General features: G+C 70.6%; 15 protein-coding genes. 5 read left to right on the forward strand and 10 right to left on the reverse strand.

Annotated features, from left to right (window positions below):
* The 9 genes from nth to VK923_01690 form a co-directional block, all read right to left on the reverse strand.
* Positions 1-561: endonuclease III (nth, locus tag VK923_01650; GenBank protein ID HSJ43369.1), on the reverse strand; the 561-nt coding region annotated here is incomplete at its 3' end.
* 31 nt (positions 562-592) lie between these two features.
* Positions 593-1,945: a HAMP domain-containing sensor histidine kinase gene (locus VK923_01655; protein ID HSJ43370.1), complete on the reverse strand. Its 1,353-nt coding sequence runs from the start codon at positions 1,943-1,945 to the stop codon at positions 593-595.
* Positions 1,946-2,002: 57 nt separating this feature from the next.
* Positions 2,003-2,689, reverse strand: coding sequence for a response regulator transcription factor (locus VK923_01660; GenBank protein HSJ43371.1), 687 nt, complete (start codon positions 2,687-2,689; stop codon positions 2,003-2,005).
* 665 nt (positions 2,690-3,354) lie between these two features.
* Positions 3,355-4,284 carry a phosphate ABC transporter ATP-binding protein PstB gene (gene pstB, locus VK923_01665; GenBank protein HSJ43372.1) on the reverse strand — a complete coding sequence of 310 codons (930 nt, stop codon included), beginning with the start codon at positions 4,282-4,284 and terminating at the stop codon, positions 3,355-3,357.
* Positions 4,285-5,193, reverse strand: coding sequence for a phosphate ABC transporter permease PstA (gene pstA, locus VK923_01670; protein ID HSJ43373.1), 909 nt, complete (start codon positions 5,191-5,193; stop codon positions 4,285-4,287).
* 28 nt (positions 5,194-5,221) lie between these two features.
* A complete protein-coding gene (gene pstC, locus VK923_01675; GenBank protein ID HSJ43374.1) occupies positions 5,222-6,169 on the reverse strand; it encodes a phosphate ABC transporter permease subunit PstC in 948 nt (315 codons plus the stop codon).
* Positions 6,170-6,322: 153 nt separating this feature from the next.
* Entirely contained in the window at positions 6,323-7,384 is a 1,062-nt protein-coding gene (locus VK923_01680; GenBank protein HSJ43375.1) for a PstS family phosphate ABC transporter substrate-binding protein, read from the reverse strand.
* Positions 7,385-7,802: 418 nt separating this feature from the next.
* The gene (glpX, locus tag VK923_01685; protein HSJ43376.1) at positions 7,803-8,783 is read right to left on the reverse strand and encodes a class II fructose-bisphosphatase; all 981 of its coding nucleotides are present in this window, start codon (positions 8,781-8,783) and stop codon (positions 7,803-7,805) included.
* Between the two features lie 72 nt (positions 8,784-8,855).
* A complete protein-coding gene (locus VK923_01690) occupies positions 8,856-10,130 on the reverse strand; it encodes a DUF4032 domain-containing protein (GenBank protein ID HSJ43377.1) in 1,275 nt (424 codons plus the stop codon).
* 198 nt (positions 10,131-10,328) lie between these two features.
* On the opposite strand from VK923_01690, the gene VK923_01695 reads away from it, so the two are divergent.
* The 5 genes from VK923_01695 to nadC all read left to right on the forward strand — a co-directional run bounded on the left by VK923_01695 (position 10,329) and on the right by nadC (position 16,094).
* Entirely contained in the window at positions 10,329-11,036 is a 708-nt protein-coding gene (locus tag VK923_01695) for a PhoU domain-containing protein (protein ID HSJ43378.1), read from the forward strand.
* Positions 11,037-11,334: 298 nt separating this feature from the next.
* Positions 11,335-12,312 (forward strand): hypothetical protein, encoded by a 978-nt coding sequence (locus VK923_01700; protein HSJ43379.1) that lies wholly within the window; start codon positions 11,335-11,337, stop codon positions 12,310-12,312.
* Between the two features lie 271 nt (positions 12,313-12,583).
* Complete coding sequence (gene nadA / locus VK923_01705) at positions 12,584-13,549, forward strand: quinolinate synthase NadA (protein HSJ43380.1); 966 nt, start codon at positions 12,584-12,586, stop codon at positions 13,547-13,549.
* Positions 13,549-15,225 carry an FAD-binding protein gene (locus VK923_01710; protein ID HSJ43381.1) on the forward strand — a complete coding sequence of 559 codons (1,677 nt, stop codon included), beginning with the start codon at positions 13,549-13,551 and terminating at the stop codon, positions 15,223-15,225. The genes nadA and VK923_01710 overlap by 1 nt, the downstream gene beginning before the upstream one ends.
* Positions 15,222-16,094 (forward strand): carboxylating nicotinate-nucleotide diphosphorylase, encoded by an 873-nt coding sequence (gene nadC, locus VK923_01715; GenBank protein HSJ43382.1) that lies wholly within the window; start codon positions 15,222-15,224, stop codon positions 16,092-16,094. The genes VK923_01710 and nadC overlap by 4 nt, the downstream gene beginning before the upstream one ends.
* Positions 16,095-16,263: 169 nt before the next feature.
* Here the strand turns inward: nadC and ptsP are convergent.
* Positions 16,264-17,709: phosphoenolpyruvate--protein phosphotransferase (ptsP, locus tag VK923_01720; protein HSJ43383.1), on the reverse strand; the 1,446-nt coding region annotated here is incomplete at its 5' end.

Consider the following 17,709-nt stretch of genomic DNA (forward strand, 5'->3'; position numbering starts at 1 on the left):
GCGGGGCAGCAGGCGCATCAGGTCGCGCTCGATCTTGACCGGGTCGTCGTTGCGGGTGAAGCGGAAGCGCCGCGCCAGCCGCTTGACGTGCGTGTCGACCGCTACGCCGGCGTTCGGGTCGGTCGCGTGGACCTCGGGGAACGCCGCGCTCTGGACGACGTTGGCGGTCTTGCGTGCGACACCCGGCAGGGCGAGCAACTCGGCCATCGTCTCGGGCACCTCACCCCCGAAGAGCTCCAGCAACGCGGCGCAGACACCGCGGATCGCCCCGGTCTTCTGCCGGTAGAAGCCGGTCTGGTAGATGGCGGCCTGCAGTTCGGTCTCGGCGATGTCCAGGTACGCTGCGGGATTCGGATACTTGACGAACAGCTCGGCCGTGACCTCGTTGACCTTCTTGTCGGTCGACTGCGCCGACAGGATCGTCGCGATCAGCAGCTCGAAGGGAGTGGTCCAGTCGAGCTCGACCACCCCGCCGTCGTACCGCTCGAGGAGCTCGGCCATGATCGCCGGTGCGCGGCGGGTCTTACCGCTGTCGCGGGTCACGTCGTCGGGGATCTGCATGATCGCGGAGTCTACGCGCCCGCGGGCAGACTCAGTCGCCCGTGACGGGCAGGTCGACGCGGAACGTCGAGCCGACGCCCAACTCGCTGTCGACCGTGACGGTGCCCCCCAGGCGCTCGGTCGCGTGGCGCACCAGCGACAGCCCGAGGCCGGTGCCGCCGGCCGCACGGCTGCGCGCCTTGTCGATCCGGTAGAACCGCTCGAAGATCCGCTGGCGCTCCTGTGGCGCGATGCCCTCGCCCGTGTCGTGGACCTCGAGCGTGACGTGACCGTCGGTCCGGCGCAGCCGTACCTCGACGGCGCCGCCCTCGACGTTGTAGCGCACGGCGTTCTCGAGCAGGTTCGCCACGATCGACCGCACGTCCTCGGGCGCGGCGGCGATGATGGTGCGGTCGGGCATGTCCGTCGTCATCGAGATCCGGTGCTCGGCGGCGACGCTGTGCAGCCGGTCGAGCTGAGCTTCGACCACCTGCACGAGATCGACGGGGCGCTGGTCGCCCTGGTCGTCGTCCTGCTCCTCGAGCCGGGCGAGGTCCAACAGGTCCCGGACGAGGCGGGCCAGCCGGGCCGCTTCCTGTTCGATCCTGGCCACCATGCGCGTGGCGCGTCCCGGGTCGTGGCGCAGCGCCAGCGCCAGCGACTCGGCGAGCGCCTGGATGCCTGCGACGGGTGTCTTGAGCTCGTGGGAGGCGTTGATCACGAAGTCGCGTCGCACCACTGCGAGCCGGCGGGACCGTGTGACGTCGCGGACGACCAGCACCGCCTCACCCGCGCCCAACGTCGCGGCTCGCGCCGCGAGGATCGCGGCGTCGCGCTCGAGCTCGACGTCGATCGGCCGTCCGACCTCGTGGGTCTCCTCCACCGCGTCCAGGAGGGTCTTGGCCAGGGTCTCGTCGAGAATGTCGGTCGCCGGCACGTCGTCCTGGTCGTCTGCGATGGCGAACATCTCACGCGCCGCGCGGTTGGTGTAGACGATCCGGTCGTCATCGAGCAGGAGCACGGCCGACGGTAGGTCCTCGAGCAGCCGCTTGCTGCGGACCCGTTCCGCAACCAGCCGCCCGGACTGTGCATGCAGCGAAGCCACGACGCCGTCGACGGCGTCGGCGAGTTCACGCCACTCCCGGTGCCCGCCGAACGCGCGCCGGGCGTCGGCGTCGTCGCGCGCGGAGTCGATCCTGTGGGCCAGCGCCCGCGCATGAGCGCCGACGACGGCCGACAACAGCCAGGTACCGGCACAGCCGAACAGCACCGCGATGAGCACCGCGGGCACGACCGCGTCCACCAACGCGCCGATGACCGCTGCGCCGACCATCAGGCCGGTCACGACAACGAAGAAGGTCATGCCGACGCTCAGACGGGCGACCCGGCCCGCGATCCTGCCCATCAGCATGCGCCAGGAGCACGCGCCCACGCCCCGGCGGGCACCGGCCGGGGGCGTCGCTCAGCCGTCCAGGAACTTGTAGCCGACACCACGCACAGTGTAGATGTGCCGCGGATCGTGCGGATCCCGCTCGATGCGGCCGCGCAACCGCTTGATGTGGACGTCGAGCGTCTTGGTGTCACCGACGTAGTCGGCACCCCAGATGCGGTCGATCAGCACCTCGCGCGTGAGCACACGCCCGGCGTTGCGGATCAGCAGTTCGAGCAGCGCGAACTCCTTGGGCGGCAGCTGCACGTCCTGCCCGCGCACGGACACCTCGTGCCGCTCGCGATCGACGCGGACGCCGGCGACCTCGACGGCGCCGGACGCATCGGCGTCGGCGACGTCGCCGCTCCGCCGCAGGACAGCCTTGACCCGAGCGACGAGCTCGCGCATCGAGAACGGTTTCGTGACGTAGTCGTCGGCACCGACCTCGAGGCCGACCACCTTGTCGATCTCGCTGTCGCGGGCGGTCAGCATGATGATGGGCACCGAGCTGTCGGCCCGGATCCGCTTGCAGACGTCGGTGCCCGACAGGCTCGGCAGCATCAGGTCGAGCAGCACCAGGTCAGGTTGCTCACGCTCGAACAGCGCCAGCGAGTCGTGGCCATCCCTGGTCGACACGACCGTGAAGCCCTCCTCCACGAGCGCGAACTCCAGCGCCTCCACCAGCGAGGGCTCGTCCTCTACCACAAGGACCTTTGGCATGTCGTCCGAAGTGTAGGTATCCGGATGCAGGCGCCGGGGACGAAGACGCTTGGCATCGTCGGATTTCATCCCACGTTCCCCTGGCGTTGGCCGGTCGTTCACTGCAGCACTGGATCGAACACTACCCGGTGGCAAACCCATTCACGTCGCTCACGTCCCCCGACATCACACAGGGTGAGCACCGACCTGACGCCTCCCACCGCCACGGACGACAAAGACGCGACGTCGACGATCCGCAGCGTCGTGCTGTGCCCGACGCCCAGCGCGGGTGAGGACATCGTGGGGCAGGGGTTCGCGGCGAGCGGTGCCGGGACGCTCCCGGCCGTGGTTCGACGTCCGGCGGGTCGCGCCCGGACTGCTGGCGCGGTGGGAGGTCACCGATCCGGGCGACTACGTCGCGGCCCTGCGCGAGCGGTGGGCGACCGACACCGGGACCTTCGGCCTGGCGCCGTCGGCGGCGGAGCGGGCGGCTGTGCCAGGATCGACGCCACCCGGACGGTGCGGCTCAGTGGTTCGACGCGCTCCGCGTCACGCCTGCCGGGCTGGTCGACGAGGAAGACGTCGCCGATACCGCCCCGGTGCGGGATCTCGCCGCCGGGATCACCGGCTCCACGGCGCCTCCGGAGCCCGCTGCGGGCACCGGCACCCGGACGTGACGGACCCGATCAACCGAACCGGCCGCTGATGTAGTCCTCGGTCCGGGCGTCGCTCGGATCGCCGAAGATGACCTCGGTGCGGTCGAACTCGATCAGCCGACCCGAGCGGCGATCGTGGCCCTCGACGTCCTGCTGGACCTCGGTCGTGATGAACGCCGTCATGTCACAGGCCCGCGCCGCCTGCTGCATGTTGTGCGTGACGATGACGATCGTGTAGTCCTCGCGGAGCTGGCGCATGAGCTCTTCGATGGCCCCGGTCGCGATCGGGTCGAGCGCCGAGCACGGCTCGTCCATCAGGATGGTGTCGGGCTCGACGGCGATGGCGCGTGCGATGCACAACCGCTGCTGCTGGCCACCTGACAGGCCCAGAGCGCTGGTGTCGAGCTTGTCCTTGACCTCGTCCCACAGTGCTGCGGCCCGCAGGGACCGTTCGACGATCTCATCGGCGTCGAAGGACATCCGCGTGACCTTGGGCCCGAACAGGACGTTCTCGCGGATGGACTTCGGGAAGGGGTTCGGCTTCTGGAAGACCATGCCGATGCGGCGCCGGACCTCGACGGGGTCGACGTTGGCGGCGTACAGGTCCGCGCCCTTGTACCTGATGACGCCCTCGACGGACGCGCTGGCGATCAGGTCGTTCATGCGGTTGAAGCAACGCAACAGGGTGGTCTTGCCACAGCCAGACGGCCCGATCAGCGCGGTGATCATGCGCTCGCGGATCTGCATCGAGACGTGGCGGATCGCGGGGAACGACCCGTACCTGACGGTGACGTCGTCGAGGCCGAACACGACCGCCGCGTCTTCGCGGACCTCGCGACCGCCCGCCGCCTGCCGCGCGAGCTCGCTGTCGATCCGCCCGCGGGTGCGCCGGTAGCGGTCCACCTCATCGCTCGCGGTCGTGACAGCCGTCCGAGCCTGGGGCTGCGCCTGCTGCTCCATCTAGCTGCTCCTCGAGTAGCGGTTGCGGAGGTAGATCGCGACCGAGTTCATCAACAGCAGCAGGACGAGCAGGATGATGATCCCTGCAGGTGCGACCTGCTCCTGGAACTCCGCCTGGGGCCGCGACACCAGGTTGTAGATCTGGATCGGCAGCGCCGAGAACGCATCGTCGACATCCCAGGGCACGTTGTCGGCCCGCCGCGAGAACAGCGCCCCGACCACGAGGATCGGCGCGGTCTCGCCGATGGCGCGCGACAGCGCGAGGATCGTGCCGGTCAGGATGCCGGGCAGCGCCTGTGGCAGGATCTGCCGGCCGACGGTCTGCAGCCTGGTCGCCCCGAGACCGAGCCCCGCTTCGCGCAGCGCGTTCGGCACCGCGCGCAGGGACTCTCGCGAGGCGACGATGATCACCGGCAGGATCAGCAGCGTCAGCGTGATCGCGCCGACGATCAGCGAGCGGCCCAGGCTGAAGTAGTACACGAAGACGCCAGCGCCGAGCAGGCCGTAGACCACCGATGGCACACCCGCCAGGTTCGAGATGTTGGCCTCGATGAACCGGGTGAACCAGTTGGTCGGCGCGAACTCCTCGAGGTAGGTGGCGGCACCCAGCCCGATGGGAAACGACAGCAGGGCGACGAGGACCATGAGCGACAGGGTGCCGGTGATGCCCGACCGGAAGCCGAACTCCTCGGGAAAGCGCGACGCATAGTTGGTGAACCGCGTGGGGTTCACGCTGCCCAGGCCGTCGATGAGGATGTCGACCAGCAGGATGGCGAGCACGATCACCGCCACCGCGGTCGCCACGAGCAGGGTCAGCTGGAACGTCCGTTCACGGCGGCCGCGACCCGGCGGGCGGTCGAGGGCCCGCTGGGCGTCCTCGACCGCCTTCTGCGGCGTGCTCACCGCCACCGGCTCACCTCCGTCGCCTCGACCGTCATCAGTACTCCTCGCGGAACCGTCGCACGAACCGGGCCGCAGCGATGTTGAGCAGCAGCGTCATCAGGAACAGCAGCGCGCCGACGGCGAAGATCGACTCGTAGGTCAGCGATCCCCGCGGCGCCTCGCCCTGGACCGCCTGGACGATGTAGGCGGTCATCGTCTGGATCTGCTCGAACGGGTTGAACGTCATGCTCGGCAGGTTGCCGGCCGCCAGCGCGACGATCATCGTCTCGCCGATCGCCCGACCCAGCCCGAGGATGATCGATGCCACGATGCCCGACAGCGCCGCCGGCATGACGACCCGTGTCACGACATACCGCTTGGAGCTGCCGACGCCGTACGCGCCCTCGCGCAGCGCCAAGGGCACGGCGGACATGGCGTCCTCGGACAGCGATGCGACCGTCGGCACGATCATGATGCCCATCACGATGCCGGCGCTGGCCGCGTTGAAGATGGAGACGGTCGTGAGCTGACCGACCGTCGCGCGCAACAGCGGCGTCATGAACGTCAGCGCGAAGTACCCGAGGACCACCGTCGGCACGCCGGCGAGCACCTCGAGCGTCGGCTTGAGGACGTTGCGCACACGGGCCGGCGCGTACTCCGACAGGTACGCCGCGCTCGCCAACCCCAGCGGCACCGCCACGATCATCGCGATCGCGGTCACCAACAGCGTTCCCGCGACCAGGGGCAGCACGCCGAACGCGCCCTGGGCGCCACCGAACGGCTGCCAGGTCGTGCCGGTCAGGAAGCTGCCCAGTGAGACGTTCTCCTCGGCGAGGAACCCGGACGCCTCGGTGAAGAGGATGACCACGATCCCGACTGTCGTCAGCACCGACACGGCAGCGCACAACCAGAGCACCGCGAGCACGATCCGCTCGCCGATCCGCGCGGTCCCGGCACTGAGATCGATGCCACCACCGGGGTGCTGCAGACCGGTGCTCGCCACGCTGCCTCCTTGATCATCCGGCGACGGCATTGGTTCGTTGCCGCGGATGGACACGCCGCTGGCATGTGACGAGCCGGGCGCACCAGCAGAACCGTACGACCGCTTGGCGCCCGGCCCGTGAATGCAGGGTTACCGGAAGATGGACATTTCGGCCTACGATGCGGACTCCGATGCGCCGGCCGCCGAGGGCTCGGATGCACCACCGGCACTCTCGCCCGAGATCGCACCTTCGACGGCGGCCTTCGCTTCCTCGAGCGCATCGTCGGGCTCGGCGATGTACCCCACCGACCCGATGACGCTGTTGACGTTGTCGACGTAGAACTGCGCGAAGTCAGCGACCTCCGGCTTCTCCTGCACCGCGCTGTTCTTCAGGTAGATGAACAGGGGTCGAGTCAGCCCGTAACTGCCGTCGACAGCGGTCTCCTCGCTCGGTGCCACACATCCCTCGCCGGCGTCGTACTCGATCGCCTGCAGGCCCTCCTGGTTGTTGACGTAGTAGGCGTAGCCGAAGAAGCCCCACGAGTACGGCGTGCCCTGGACGCCCTGGGCGATGATGTTGTCATCCTCGGACGCGTTGTAGTCCTGCGTCGACTCCTCGAGCCCGAGCGCGTCCTCGACCATGAAGTCGTAGGTGCCCGAGTCGGTCCCCGGCGCGAACACCTCGATCGGCTCATCGCGGAACTCCGGGTTGACCTCGCTCCAGTTGCGGATGGAAGCGGGGCCGAAGATCGCCGCGACCTCGTCGGCCGTCAGGCAGCTGATGCCCTCGGTGTCAGGGCTCGTGACCATCGTCAGCGCATCCGTGCCGACGCGGGCCTCGGTGAAGTCGATCCCGTTCTCCGCGCACAGCTGCGCTTCCGCGTCGTCGATCGGTCGCGACGCGTTCGAGATGTCCGTCGACCCCTCGCCGCAGAACCGCTCGAACCCACCACCCGTGCCGGAGATGCCGACGTTGACCTGCACGTTCGGCTCCTCGTTCGCGTACTCCTCCGCGATCGCGTCCGTCAGCGGACCGACTGTCGACGAGCCGTCGATCTCGATCGTCCCCGACAGGTCACCGCCACCGTCACCCGAGGACTCGGAGGATGCGGACGCGCCACCCCCGGACTCGGACGCCGGCGCCTCCTCGGCGGCACTGTCGCCACCGCCGCATGCGGTCAGCAGCAACGCCAGCACCGCCAGCAGGCTCGCCATCACACGCCAGTTCACTCGCATCTTGTCCTGTCCCTTCTCGTCCGCCGGGCCCGGTCGTGCGGCTGCTCGCCGGCCACGCCGAGCACCATGGCGGTGCATCGACCATCTACGACGGCGACCGTAGGTGTGCCGGGTGGCACCCTCGCGGCGTTCAGGTGAACAGCCGTCGAACGTTGCTTCGTCAGCTCCTCCGACACGGCCGTCCGGACGGTCCTGAGGCCACCGGAGGTGAACGAAGGGTCTGCTCCGCTCCGTGTGCCGCACCCGTCGAGCGCGGCGCGCTGGAGCATCTGCGGTCCTTGATGGCCCCGCCGTCTATCAGCGGCCCGTCGTGGGGGTGACGGGAAGGTGAATCATCGATGGCAGCAAGGCGTCGACCCCGCCGTCGAAACGAGCGGGGTCGTGGAGCCGGCGCGACCCGGCCGGATGCAGGACCCGGTCAGCGCGAGATCATCTCGTACTGCGCGAGCTTCTCGGGGGTGTGGCGCGCCTGGATGAGGCGCACGGTGCCGGACCTGCCGCGCATCACCAGCGACTCGGTCGTCGCGCCGGCGCGGCTGTATTCCACGCCGTCGCACAGCTCCCCAGGGGTCACGCCGGTGCACACGAAGAACGTGTTCTCGCTGCGGACCAGGCGGTCGGTCGTGAGCTGCTCCTCGAGGTCGTAACCGGCCTCCAGGGCCAGCCGGCGCTCCTCGTCGTCACGCGGCCACAGCCTGCCGACCATCTCACCGCGCAGCGCCCTGACCGCACACGCGGTCGCCACGCCCTCGGGCGTGCCGCCGATGCCCAGCAGCACGTCGAACGGGCGGTCGGGCAGCAACGCCAGCACCGCCGCACCCACGTCACCGTCCATGATCAACCGCAGACGCGCACCGGCGTCGCGCACCCGCGCGGCGAGGTCGTCGTGGCGTGGCCGGTCGAGCATGATGACGGTCAGGTTCGACACGGCGGTCTGCTTCGCCTCGGCGATGGCCTCCAGGTTGTCCGCCACGCTGGCGTCGAGATCGACCGCACCCACCGCCTCGGCGCCTACGACCCACTTCATCATGTAGACGCACGGACCGGGATCGAACATCGTCCCACGTGGCGCGACAGCGATCATCGCGATCGCACCCGGGCGCCCCTCGGCCAGCAGACGGGTTCCGTCGATCGGGTCGACCGCCAGGTCGACCTCGGGTGGTGAGCCGTTGCCGACCCGCTCGCCGTTGAACAGCATTGGGGCCTCGTCCTTCTCGCCCTCGCCGATAACGACGACGCCGTCCATCGCGACCTGGTTCAGCATCCGTCGCATGCCGTCCACGGCCGCCTGGTCACCAGCCTCCTTGTTGGCGTTGCCCATCCAGCGCCCGGCTGCCAGGGCGGCGACCTCCGTCGCCCGTACCAGCTCGAGTGCCAGCTCGCGATCAGGTTGCGCCACGACTCGTCTCCCTCGTCGGCGGTGCGGCCGATGCGAGCATACGCGACGGTGCACGTACGCCGCCCCCGCTTCTCAGCCCCAGCCGATGAAGCCCGCGTTGCTGTCGACGACCAGCTGGCGCTCGTCGGCGGACCGCGGCAGAACCGAGTCGAGGTAGGACCGCAATGCGCGTTCGAAGCCGACGTCGCAACCTTCCTTCTCCGACAGGTACCACTTGTGCTCGATGACCTCGTGGAACGCCTCGACGGGCTCGAGGCGCGTCCGGTGCTCAGCGGGGATCGCATCGACCAGCTTCTGGTAGACCTCGCCCAGCCACCGGTACGCGGCCACGGCATCGGGCACCGCATGGCCCTCGTCGCGTTCGAGGGCGGCTCGGAAGTTGGTGAGGTCGTTGAGGAGGCTGCGGGCCTGGTTCTCCTGGGCGGGTAGGCCGGTGAGCTCCATCAGCCGGCGGCGGTGGTGGCCCTGCTCGGTCACGCGCGTGCGCATCCGCAGCCGATGACCGTCGTCGGTCGCCTTTAACTCGACCTCGTCGGCGTCGAAGCCGAGCTCGTTGAGCCGCCGCAGCCGCGCGTCGATGAGGTAGCGCTCGTCCACCCCGATGTGGAGGTCCTCGTTGAGCTCGGCCCACAGCTGGACGTACTGCTCCCCCAGGCGCTCGGCGGACTCGACCGGGTCGGGTTCCGGCGGCAGTCCCAGCTGCGCCTGGAGGTCCATGAGGCCGCCGGCGACGTTCAGCTGCGCGATCTCGAGGTCGGCCTGCCGCTGACCGGCGCTGAGCTCGGCGTGCCAGTCGCCGGTCTCGACGTCGACGATGTAGGCCGCCAGCGCACCTGCGTCACGCCGGAACAGGGTGTTCGACAGCGAGCAGTCGCCCCAGTAGAAGCCGGCCAGGTGGAGACGTACGAGCAGCAGCGTCATCGCGTCGAGCAGCCGGCGGTGCAGGCCACTCACACTGTGCGGGTCCGACTCGTCCTCGGCCACCGGTCGCCGATGGGTGAACAGCACGCGAAACGGCAGGGAGTACTCGAGGTACCGCGTGATGATCACGTCCTCGAGGCCCCGTCTGTGGACGATGCCGACGGCCTCCACGACCGGCATCTTCTCCTCGGCCATCCGCCGCAGGATCCGGTACTCGCGCTCGGCGACGCGCCGTGGCAGCTCCTTCAACGCGTACAGGGTCCCGCCGATGTCCACGAAGCGCACGACGTGTCGGTGGATGCCTGCCGCGACGTTGACGCATCGCTCGTCGTCCCACATGTCGAGTGGGGTGGACCAGGGCAGGTCGAGGAAGTCGGGGTGGCCGGGCCGCACCAGAAGCCGGAGGTCAGCGGTGGTCTGTGCCATGATCAACGACACATCGGCGAGGCGTCGCCTGACATGATCGGGAGTCTGCGCATCATCTGTCGTCCTGGCTGGAGTTCAGCGCGTGTTCACCATGCTGTCGCCGAATGTGTAACGGACGGTGTGGTGGCTACTGTGGCCGGAAGGCATAGTCGCCCCATGATGGAACATCCTCCCCGAACGGTGACGGACGCGCAGCGGATGACTGACGACCCATTGTTCCGCCTCGAGATCGAGCGCAGGGAAGCCGGCGTCGCACGGCACCGCCTGCATCGGCAGCTCGATGGCCTCGACGACCAGCTCATCGCGATGTTACGCGATGTCGCCAGCCGTGTGCACCCGGCGACCGCGGCGTTCCTCGAGGCCGACAGCCATGCGGCGGCGGCGCTGATCGACGCCGACGCCGAGCTGACCCGCCAGTGCACGAAGCTCGAGGAGACCGGCTACCTGCTGCTGGCGACGCAGAGCCCCGTGGCGACCGATCTGCGGCGCATCATCGCCGTGCTGCGCTCGGTCAACGACGTGCAGCGCACCGGCAACCTGCTCACCCATGTCGTCGAGTCCCTGTCGTGGGTGCACCCGCCGTCCCTGCCGCGCGAGCTGCGCAGCACCATCGAGCAGCTGGGAGCGGTCGTGGCCACGATGCTCGACAACGCCGTGACGGCCTGGGTCAACCACGACGCCCTCGCGGCCGAGGACCTCGAGCGCCAGGACGATCAGGCCGACCTGCTGCAGAAGATGATGCTGTCGGAGCTGTACACCGGATCGCAGTCGATCGAGGAGTCGGTCTCACTCGGGCTGATCGCGCGATACTACGAGCGCGCCGCCGACCACGCGGTCGAGCTGACCCGTCACCTGACGTTCTTCCTGACCGGTGACCGCCTCTCGGACAGGACCGACACCGACTGACCGCAGCACGCCGATCGCCGCGCCGTGGTCAGCGCCGTCGTCCCGGTCGGACTGGCGCAGCAGCCGGACCACGCGCTTGAGCGCATCGACGGCGTCGCGACCCGACTGCGCCATGGTCAGCGACGTGTCGCGGCGAGGACCTGATCGGTGCCGAACAGCCGCTGGCCGCGGCGCGGCGACAGGGCAGGGTGGATGCGTGAGCGGTACGGTGCGGTGAGCTGCTTGGGTGGTCCCTCGGGGTCCGCTAGCGTCAGCGGCGCGACACGCGACCACGAGCCGAGACGGGAGACGACCGACGTTGGACGCCGACGCGAGCCGCGCGGCGAGCGGCGCCGCGGAGCTGACGGCAGCGCCGGCCACGTTGCGGCTCAATGCGGTCATCGTCAGCGTGGTCGACACGACCCCCAGGGTGCTGACGGTGCCGTACGCGGGCGGCGACTACGCGGCGCTGCCCTACGGCCTGCTGCGCGATGACGATCGGACGCTCGACCGCGGACTGCGGCGCTGGGTCGGTGAGCAGTCCGGCCTGGAGCTCGGCTACGTCGAGCAGCTCTACACCTTCGGCGACATCGGTCGTGACCCTGGCGAGACCGCTCGGACGCTGTCGATCGCCTACCTGGCGCTGGTGCAGCCGACCGAAGTGCGCGACGACGCCCGGTGGGTCGACTGGTACCGCCTGCTGCCGTGGGAGGACTGGCGCGACGGCCGGCCGGCGATCATCCCCGATGCGCTGCTGCCCGGCCTGTGCGACTGGGCCGACAGCGCTCAGGATCCGGTGCAGCGACGCAGGCGACGCGACCGCGTCGACATCGTCTTCGGCGTCGACCCCGTCTGGGACAGCGTGCGCGTCCTCGACCGCTACGAGCTGCTGTGGGAGGCGGGGCTGGTCCCCGAGGCGGCCCGCGACCGTGGCGACGCGGCACGCGTGCTCCGCGATCCGGCCTGCCACGGCGAACCCCTGGCGCTGGACCACCGACGGATCGCGGCGACCGCGCTCAGTCGGTTGCGGGGCAAGTTGACGTACCGTCCCGTGGTCTTCGAGCTGCTGCCCCCCACCTTCACCCTGCGGCGGCTGCAGCAGGTCGTCGAGGCCCTGACTGGGCTGAGCCTGCACACCCAGAACTTCCGCCGCCAGGTCGATCGCGGCGGCTTCGTAGAGGGCACCGGCCAGTTCGAGGAGCAGACCGGCGGCCGGCCTGCGGAGCGGTTCCGGTTCCGCCCCGAGGTGCTCCGCGAACGCCCGCGTCCGGGCCTGGGACTGCCCCGCCGCAGCTGACCCGACCGCATCGACCCTCTGACCAGCCAGCGTGGCACGCGACACCGGCACACCGGCGCCAGCTGCCACCCACCAGCCAGCGTGGCACCCTACACCGGCACACCGGCGCCAGCTGCCACACACCAGTCAGCGTGGCACCCAACACACCGGGCCTGGCTGCCAGGCTCCGGTGGCGGACGTCGGGCGACCCGATCGTTCTGCTCAGCCGTAGCAGAAGGTTTTGCTCAGATGTAGCATATCTGGTGCAACGTCCTCGAAACCAGGAGAGCCCGTGACGCAGACCGTCCCCATGCCCCCGACGCTGCAGACGATCATGCCGCCCGCGGAGTGGTCGACCTACGAGCCCCTTGTCGCCCGGATCGCCGAGCTCAAGCGCGAGCGGGATGCGATTGTCCTTGCGCACAACTACATGACGCCCGAGATCTTCCACGGCGTTGCGGACCTCACGGGCGACTCGCTCGCCCTGGCACGCCTCGCCGCCGAGACCGACGCCGCGGTCATCGTGATGGCCGGCGTGCACTTCATGGCCGAGACCGCCAAGCTGGTCAACCCCGACAAGACGGTGCTGATCCCCGACCTGCGGGCCGGCTGCTCGCTGGCGTCGTCGATCACGGGTGCCGACATCCGGCTGCTGCGCGAGCGGCATCCCGGCGTTCCGGTCGTCACGTACGTCAACACGAGCGCCGAGGTCAAGGCCGAGTCCGACATCTGCTGCACGTCCGGCAACGCCGTGCAGGTCGTCGAGTCGCTCGGGGCCGACCGTGCCATCTTCCTGCCCGACGAGTACCTGGGCCGCTGGGTCGCGACGCAGACCGATGTCGACCTGATCCTGTGGGCCGGCCACTGCGAGGTACACGAGCGCTTCACCGCCGACGAGCTGCGTGCCTACCGGCAGGCGTGGGGCGAGCTCGAGATCCTCGCACACCCTGAGTGTCCGCCCGAGGTGCTCGCCGAGGCCGACTTCGTCGGTTCGACCTCCGGGATGATCCGCCACGTCGGGCGGACGCGGCCGACACGCGTTGTCATGATCACCGAGTGCTCGATGAGCGACAACGTCGCGGCCGAGTACCCCGACGTCGACTTCGTACGGCCCTGCAACCTGTGCCCGCACATGAAGCGGATCACTCTGCGGGGCATCGCGGACGCGCTGGAGCACATGCAGCACCCCGTCGAGATCGACCCGGCGCTGGCGGAACGTGCGCGTCGGGCGGTCGACCGCATGCTGGCCGTGCGCTGATGGCCCCGCTTCCGCCCGGCACGCCGGTGCTGGGCGCCGACGTCGTGCTCGTCGGCTCTGGTGCGGCCGGGCTGTCGGCGGCGCTCCACGCGACCGGGGCCCGGGTCGCGCTGCTGACGGCCGACGCCGTCGGCACGGGTAGCGCGAGTGCGGCAGCCATGGGCGGCATCGCCGCGGCCGTCGCCGCGACCGACTCACCCGACGCCCACGCCGCCGACACGCTGGCGGTGGGAGCGCTGGCGAACGACCCCGCCGTGGTGGACCTGCTGACCACCGCAGCACCGGCGACGGTCACCTGGCTCGACACGCTGGGCACGCGCTTCGCACGGGACGGCCACGGGTGGGTTCTGGGCCGCGAGGCCGGACACGGCCACGACCGCATCCTGCAGGCGGGTGGCGACGCGACCGGCTGGGAGATCACCCGGGCGCTGGCGGCGGCCGTCATGGTCGCTCCACACGTCACGGTCCACCCGCGCACCCGCGTCGTCGACCTCCTCGTCGACGGCGGGCGAGTCGTTGGTGTGCTCGCGCGGCGCCCGGAGGCGAGGCCGTGCAGGCAGGGTCCCCACCGTCCAGACGCGCCCGACCACCCAACGGCGAACGCCGTCGAGCGCCTCACGGATGGCTCGCCGAACGGACACACCGGCGAGCTCGTCGCGATCGGTGCCAGTGCGGTCGTGCTGGCGACCGGCGGGAGCGCAGGCGCCTGGCGAGACACGACGAACCCGCCGGGTTCCCACGGCAGCGGACTCGTGCTCGCCGCCGACGCCGGTGCAGACCTGGTCGACCTGCAGTACGTGCAGTTCCATCCAACCGCACTGGACTGCGGCGCCGATCCCCTGCCGCTGCTGACCGAGGCCCTGCGCGGCGCCGGCGCGGCCGTCGTGGACGAGCATGGCCGGCGCTTCCTCGACGGCGTCCACCCCGACGCCGAGCTAGCACCACGCGATGTCGTGGCACGGGCCATCTGGCGGCGGCGTTTGGCCGGCGAGCGCGTGCTGCTGGACCTGCGTAGGGTCACGGACCTGGAGCTGCGGTTCCCGACGGCGGTCGCGTCGTGTCAGGCGCACGGGCTGGATCCGCTCGCCCGGCCGGTGCCCGTGACCCCCGCCGCGCACTACCACATGGGCGGCATCGCGGTCGACCACGACGGGCGCAGCACCCTGCCCGGGCTGTATGCCGCCGGCGAGGTCGCCTGCACGGGTGCCCACGGCGCCAACCGCCTGGCGAGCAACTCGCTGTTGGAGGCACTGGTGTTCGGCGAGCGGGTCGGGCACGCCGTCCGCAAGGCAACGGCACCGACGGATGCGCGGATCGCCCGGGCCCTCGCCGCGGTCGATCCGCGCACACTGACGCGGCCGGACCCGACCGCGGTCGCCACAGTCCGCGACGTCCTGACAGCCCACGTCGGCGTGCTGCGGACCGGCGACGGCCTGCGGACGGCACGCGACGAGCTGCGGGCCCTGGCCGCACCCGATGGCGGCGGCGCCGTCGCCGCGGCGGCGCGCATGGTGACCGAGGCCGCGCTGGCACACCGCGAGCGCCGCGGCGCACACTGGCGCGCGGACGGCGACGAGCCGCTGGCGGCCGCCCCGCGGATCGTCGTCACCGCGCCCGACCGGTCCGCCCCGCAGGTCACGACCGCAGCCGAACACGCCCTGGCGGGCGCGTCGTGAGCGCCCGCCGTGCCGCACCGCTTCCACCGCTGCTGTACGAGTCGCTGCTCCGGGCGGCACTGGCCGAGGACCTCGGCACGGCCGGTGACCTGACGACCGACGCGATCGTTGACCCCGACGCGACCGCCTCCGCGGCGATCGTCGCCCGCAGCGGCGGCACCGCGGCCGGCGTCGGGATCGCGACGGCCGGGTTCCACCTGCTCGACCCGGGTGTGGTCGTGACATGCCGGGCGGCGGACGGCGATGCCGTCGGCCCCGGCACGGTCCTGGCGACGGTCACCGGACCCGCGCGAGCCATCCTGACCGCGGAGCGCGTCGTGCTGAACCTGCTCGGACGCCTGTGCGGCATCGCGACCGCCACCGCGCGCTTCGTCGCCGCCGTCGGCGACCACCCGGCCCGCATCGTGCCCACGCGCAAGACCACGCCCGGCCTGCGCGTGCTCGAGCGCTCCGCCGTGCGTGCCGGCGGCGGTGCGGACCATCGGTTCGGTCTCGCCGACGGCGTGCTGATCAAAGACAACCACATCGCGGTGGCTGGGAGCATCACAGAGGCGGTCGAGCGCGTCCGCCGCCGGGTGGGCCACATGGTCTTCGTCGAGGTGGAGGTCGACACGGTGGCGCAGCTCGACGAAGCGGTCGCATCGACCATCGACGCGGTGCTGCTCGACAACATGACCACTGATGAGCTCGCGGAGGCCGTTGCACGCACGCCGGACGGCATCGTCACCGAAGCGTCGGGCGGTGTCACACTCGAGAGCGTGCCGCAGATCGCCGCCACCGGCGTCCATCTGATCTCGGTGGGGTGGCTGACCCACAGCGCGCCTGCGCTGGACGTCGGCCTGGACGTCACCGCCTCGGCCTCAGCCTGACGACGACCGCAACCTGGGGACGCGCCCCAACGCCAAACCGCCGAAACGTCCCCAGACGTCGGCTGCACAACCCTGTGGGGACGCGCCCCAACGCCGAGCCGCCGAAACGTCCCCAAGATCCGACTCCCGACCCGCCGAACGGTCCGGCCGGCGGCCCGAGCCGCCGGCCTCAGCCGTCGACGCTCAGCGCGTCCTCCAGCACCTTGCGAGCCGCTGTCGCGTCCTCGGCGTCCTGCGCAGTGCGCACCGCCGACTGCAGGGTCGAGAGCTCGACGTGGCGCAGCGCGTCCTTGAGCTGTGGCACAGAGGCGGGTGTCATCGACAGCTCGTTGATGCCCAGGCCCACGTAGGCCGCAGCCGACGCTGGGTCCGCCGCCGACTCGCCGCAGACCCCGACCCAGGCACCGTGCTCGTGCGCAGCCTCGACCACCGAGCCCAGCAGGCGCAGCACGTCGGGATCACACACGTCTGGCAGGTCAGCGACCTCGGCAAGGAGGCGGTCGGCAGCGAACAGGTACTGCAGCAGGTCGTTGGTCCCGACCGAGAAGAAGTCGACAAGCGGTGCGATCCGGTGCGCGGACAACGCCGCGGCCGGCACCTCGATCATGACGCCGACCTCGACGTTGGAGTGGTCGACGCCCTCCGCCTCGGCGGCCGCTGCGAACGCCTCACGGGCGCGGCGGACCTCGTCGGGTGTGGACACCAAAGGGAACATGACCGCGAGGGTCCCCTGCTCCGCGTCGGGATCGCGCGACCGCAGCAGCGCCCGCAGCTGGTTGATCAGCAGTTCGGGCTGCACCAGGCCGAGGCGGATCCCGCGCACGCCGAGCGCAGGGTTCTCCTCAGGATCACGTACGACGAACGGCAGTGGCTTGTCCGCACCGACGTCCATCGTGCGGAACACCACGCGGTGCCCCGGCAGCCCGGCGAGCACCTTGCGGTAGAAGTCGGCCTGCTCCTCGATCGAGGGCTCCGCGGCGGACTCCTGGAACAGGAACTCGGTGCGCACCAGACCGGAACCCTCGGCGCCGTGCTCGGCAGCCGACGCGACGTCCTCCAGCCCACCGATGTTCGCCGCGAGCTCGACGCGGTGGCCGTCGGCCGTCGCGCCCGGCTCGTCGCGCAGGGCGGCGAGCCGCTCCCGTCGCTCCTCCTGCTCGGTGATGCGACGCTCGAAGGTCGAGCGCTCGTTGTCGTCGGGTGCGACGATCACGGTCCCGGCCTGGCCGTCGAGCGCGAGCGCCACGCCGTCCTCGACGTGTGCCAGCAGATCGGTGACGCCCATCACGGCGGGGATGCCCAGCGACCGGGAGAGGATCGCGGCGTGCGACGTTGGCGAGCCCCCGGCGCAGGCGACGCCCGCGATCAGCTCACGCGGTAGCCGTGCGGTCTGCGACGGCGTGAGCTCGTGGGCCACGACGACGGACCGCTCCGAGGGCACGGGGGCGTCCTGGCGACCCGCGAGCACGTCGATCACCTGGTCCCGTACGTCGTCGATGTCGGCGGCCCGTCCCGCCATGTACTCGTCACCGGACTTCTCGAGCAGCGCGCGGAACGAGTCGAACGCTGCGGTGACGGCAACCGGGGCGCTCGACCCCTCGTCGATCGCGTCGTG

The sequence above is a fragment of the Euzebyales bacterium genome (genome assembly GCA_035461305.1).
Taxonomy (GTDB): domain Bacteria; phylum Actinomycetota; class Nitriliruptoria; order Euzebyales; family JAHELV01; genus JAHELV01.